Annotated in this window: 6 protein-coding genes; all 6 read right to left on the reverse strand. The window is 36.2% G+C overall.

Annotated elements, in window-relative coordinates:
* Nucleotides 1-63: 63 nt before the first annotated feature.
* A complete protein-coding gene (locus ACT3QP_RS14205) occupies nucleotides 64-501 on the reverse strand; it encodes a hypothetical protein (RefSeq protein ID WP_444525956.1) in 438 nt (145 codons plus the stop codon).
* 91 nt (nucleotides 502-592) lie between these two features.
* On the reverse strand, nucleotides 593-1,657 hold the full coding sequence (locus ACT3QP_RS14210) for an AbiJ-NTD4 domain-containing protein (protein ID WP_444525957.1): 1,065 nt from the start codon (nucleotides 1,655-1,657) through the stop codon (nucleotides 593-595).
* A gap of 332 nt (nucleotides 1,658-1,989) precedes the next feature.
* Nucleotides 1,990-2,292 carry a hypothetical protein gene (locus tag ACT3QP_RS14215; protein ID WP_444525958.1) on the reverse strand — a complete coding sequence of 101 codons (303 nt, stop codon included), beginning with the start codon at nucleotides 2,290-2,292 and terminating at the stop codon, nucleotides 1,990-1,992.
* Nucleotides 2,293-2,361: 69 nt separating this feature from the next.
* On the reverse strand, nucleotides 2,362-3,003 hold the full coding sequence (locus tag ACT3QP_RS14220) for a glutathione S-transferase family protein (RefSeq protein ID WP_444525959.1): 642 nt from the start codon (nucleotides 3,001-3,003) through the stop codon (nucleotides 2,362-2,364).
* A gap of 118 nt (nucleotides 3,004-3,121) precedes the next feature.
* Nucleotides 3,122-3,475 (reverse strand): hypothetical protein, encoded by a 354-nt coding sequence (locus ACT3QP_RS14225; protein WP_444525960.1) that lies wholly within the window; start codon nucleotides 3,473-3,475, stop codon nucleotides 3,122-3,124.
* Nucleotides 3,476-3,558: 83 nt separating this feature from the next.
* A complete protein-coding gene (locus ACT3QP_RS14230; RefSeq protein ID WP_444525961.1) occupies nucleotides 3,559-3,903 on the reverse strand; it encodes a hypothetical protein in 345 nt (114 codons plus the stop codon).
* Nucleotides 3,904-4,019 lie beyond the last annotated feature (116 nt).

Below are 4,019 nucleotides of genomic sequence, written 5' to 3' on the forward strand. Positions count from 1 at the left end.
TTTATTGAGTCAGACAAAGCTGCCTGACTCAAGCAATCAAGTCTCCGATATAGTCGGGGCGGTTCATAATCTTAAATATTTAATTGTTTTGATTATTTCACTTTTGGGTTCACTACCCAACCAACTGTTCAGATTTACTTTTAACTGTTCTTCTGGTTCCTTACATTTTATTGAGTCGAACTCAGAAGGTATTACCTGAGAGCAAAATACTTCGATTTCTTCTATAAAACTTAGTAAATACTCTACTGATGCAATCACACTCATACTTACTAATGAATGAAATGCTTTGTTTCGGAGTTCTGCTAATGCATCAACTTTAATATTCAGACGTTTTGAAAATTTATTGTCAACAAATACTTCTGTGGTAAAAGAGCCTGAAACATTGAACGTGATCTCAGAAAAAACATTGCTTACTTCGACGTCTGAAAACAAGAAATAACAAAGCTGGTCGTTCATTTCTTCAAGCTTTGATTCAAACTTTCTTAATATATGAGACTTCATTTATTCACCACTCCTGATTTCTAGTTCATAGCTACAATCAACGTGTTTCAGATAACTGTTAGTATAAAGCATAGATAAACATCGATTACGACTATAGTGATCTTCTAATCAATGTACGAACCCAAGACATTGAAGATTCAATTGCCCAATCTGTTTGCTCGGTCGATAAAACAGGCATTGTATTACTTCCTGGACCATGTCCTAAAGTATTTCTGATTTTTCGGAAGTAGTCCTTAAGTATTTCTGCCTCCCAAGGGTCTATATACCTACCATTCTTTCTACTCACTAAGTTATCTATGTAGTTTGAAGCACCGTTCTCCTTTCCTGAAGACCATCCATTCTGATCTGATATTATTTTAATGGTACTTTCTAAAGCTTTCGCCGCAAATAGTGCTGGATCTTTGTCATTTGAGTCTCTCCGGTCTAACGCTTCTTTCATATCTAAATCAACATTTTTCCAAAGAGAATCTGAAACAAGATTCCAAAACGGCTTAGCTATATTTTTTTCAACAACTTCATCAGTAGAAACTTGAATAAAACCATTGTTCAGTGTTAGCGGCACCTTTGCACGACGAAATCTCTCATTAATCTCCCTAACTTGAGACAAATAACTATCATTCAAATTTTGATTCCACGACTTCAGTCTATCCGATATACTATTAGTATTTTGTACTCCACATCTAGAAACCGAATCACGTCTTTTTGCGTCAGATATTGCTTTGGGTAATCCTTCATTTATTACTTTTAATTCTTCATATCTTTTACGCATTGCTAATTCGATAAAGCTAATTCTTTCCTTCATAAACTTATCTGGAGTATGACGTCTGGAACAATATTCAGATTTAAGAAAACTCTCACAGACATAGTTCCAACTAAAGAAACCATTTGAAGGCACGTTTTGTCCTAAATGATTCTTATAGATATGTGAATAGTACCTTTTAGAAAGTTCATCTACACCGAGCTCTCTAGCTAAACTGTCATGCAATGTTTTCCATTTTCTTATATTTTCTTCGGTAGATTTACCATTAGCATCATAGTATGAAACTGCTTCCTCAACAACACTGTACAGTTGGTTGAGCAGCCGTAATTCTAGCTCGGTAAAATCTTTCCAAATTGGATAATTCAGATATCGATAAGCAAATATATCTGTTAACATTTTCTTTGTCCTAATGTTTAACTAAATTTATCATATTATTCTCTAATAATAGAGCTATTGAAGCCAAGAGACAAAGTGGAGCCCTTCTGACATAGCTCAAAGGAAGTTTTACTTAGAACAGAGAGCTTGCAATAAACTAGTTTCATATGGGTAAGTCACACTACCATTGCCACAACGACGTTTCGCTTCTGAGTCAAACTTTAAAAATAACAACTGAAGCTTGAATACAATTTTTGCAGGCTAATGACCTTATCTATTTGAGAATTAAACTGTTCAAATAGTAATATCTATAAAAACCTAATAGCCACAAACTCACCTTTCTTAAAAAATTATCAGCTAAACTTTGCTGAAATATATGTCCAATACCCTAAAAGCAATACGAACAAACCCCAAGATAACGAAAAGCATAAATAGTACGACTCGCTATCAAGTGCAACATAAAAGTAAATAGCCAGTCCAATACTCACTAACAGAGAAGCTGAATATGCGATGAGTAAGGTAAACAGAGCCGTATTTTCAAATTTGGATAAAACTGGGCTATTTTCTGCACAAATATAAAAGAGAAAACCAAGTGAAAAAGCCCCACCAATCGTAATATGCAAAAATGATATTAGAACCAGTAACCAAATCGACATAAATTTTTCCTTTATTAGCTTAACGCTTGCTTAAAAATTCTAAGTTATAACGCTGATAACCTAGTACAATTATATTTTAAATGGTGTCAGATCTATCTCTTCAAACTCGCATACTGCTTGTATACTCGGGTTTTCGCTTAATCGATTTAGATACGCTGCCAAATTTTTATAAGCCATAGGCGACTTCTTTAACGGTAATGACCACTCTGCTAACATAAAGAGAAAGTAATCACATGCCGATAGCTTTTCACCAAGCAAGAACTCATTAGAACCAAGCTGGTTGTCTATGATAGACAGTGCCTCTCCAATACGATCATCTTGAGCAGCTATAATATTGGGTATATTGCTCTCATCATTGGTGTGGCGATGTGGATAATAACGAACCATCAGCTCCGCTTGCAATGTGTTGTTTAAGAATGCCAGCCACTGAAAAAACAATGGGCGTTTCGGATCGCCAAGTGGAGGTATCAACTCATACTCCGGATATGATTCACAAATATGAATGCAAATAGCAGGACTCTCAAAGATTGCCTGCCCATCATCAACCAGCGTTGGGATACGCCCAGTAGGATTTAACTTCAAATAGTCAGCTGATTTGTGACTGTTACTCTCTCTTTCGACACGTACTAACTCATAATCCGCTTGCACATGATGCAGCAAAAAATGTGGCGCTAAACTCGCATTGTTCGGATAATAGTAAAGTTTAAACAAAGCAGACTCCATTCTAAGGCTGACAGAGAGCGATAGTGATTTACTATCTGGCTGACTAACTGACTGAGACGTATCTTAAATCAAAGCTTAATCGCTTAATAGAAGCTCACTAGTGGCTTTAGCTGTTAAATCTACCTTTAATAGCAGGTTTATCATTATTGATACTTTTTATCGTCTCAAATCCCTCTTTCGTACCAAAATATAGAGCATCTGTTTTTTTCTCTCTATAAAAACGCAGTTCATCGCCATTACTGTCAGTTAGCGTAAACTCATTAAAGAGTTTTTCCCAGTGCGCTTTCTTTTCAGATTCGTTGTGATCCGCTTTAAATGTCGGCTTTAAAATATAAGCAAGGTCGTGGTCTTCTTCCGTAGTTAGCAAAGGCAATAACTCTTTATGCGTGGTTAGATATAGACAAATTTTCTCGATATCATCTAAAGTTTCTCTGCCATCAGTCAGTTTAATAATTAACATCGGTTTATATCCTCATTTGCTTTTTAGCTTATATTTTATTTAAAGCATTGTTCAACTTGCTGTCATCTGAGTCAGATCAGGTGCTATTCCATCTGCCACCTATTATCTACCCATACCGCATCATTGTCATCTAGATGAACGTGCCATTCTGCCTCAGCAACCACGAGACGAATCTCAGTCAGACATTGTAGCCAATGGTTGATGCTATACATCAAAACGTCCACATCTGCACTAACAGGCATTTTAGTAGCACCCGCTAATATCACTTCTGACTCACCATCATCATAAGCATAAAGATCAAAAGACTCCGCTTGTTCTGCATGTTCAAAGCTATCATTATATTTATCAACGATAAGCGTAATATCTTCTTGCTCCTGCTCAGTCAAAAGCGTCGTACGCTCAGCTGTATAGTAGAGAGAAACGCCCATAATATGCTCCTAAATATAAAAGTAATTATGAATAGTAACACACAGAGCCGCGCCTAAGAATTAAGAAATCCAGCACTAACCCACGCACAAAGAAAAGCCCCTTGATACTTTGTATC

Source organism: Psychrobacter sp. AOP7-B1-24, from assembly GCF_052376215.1.
Lineage (GTDB): Bacteria > Pseudomonadota > Gammaproteobacteria > Pseudomonadales > Moraxellaceae > Psychrobacter.

Coding starts and splice junctions, on each gene's coding strand:
- ACT3QP_RS14205 (WP_444525956.1), bottom strand. CDS start 501: ATGAAGTCTCATATATTAAGAAAGTTTGAATCAAAGCTTGAAGAAATG.
- ACT3QP_RS14210 (WP_444525957.1), bottom strand. CDS start 1,657: ATGTTAACAGATATATTTGCTTATCGATATCTGAATTATCCAATTTGG.
- ACT3QP_RS14215 (WP_444525958.1), bottom strand. CDS start 2,292: ATGTCGATTTGGTTACTGGTTCTAATATCATTTTTGCATATTACGATT.
- ACT3QP_RS14225 (WP_444525960.1), bottom strand. CDS start 3,475: ATGTTAATTATTAAACTGACTGATGGCAGAGAAACTTTAGATGATATC.
- ACT3QP_RS14230 (WP_444525961.1), bottom strand. CDS start 3,903: ATGGGCGTTTCTCTCTACTATACAGCTGAGCGTACGACGCTTTTGACT.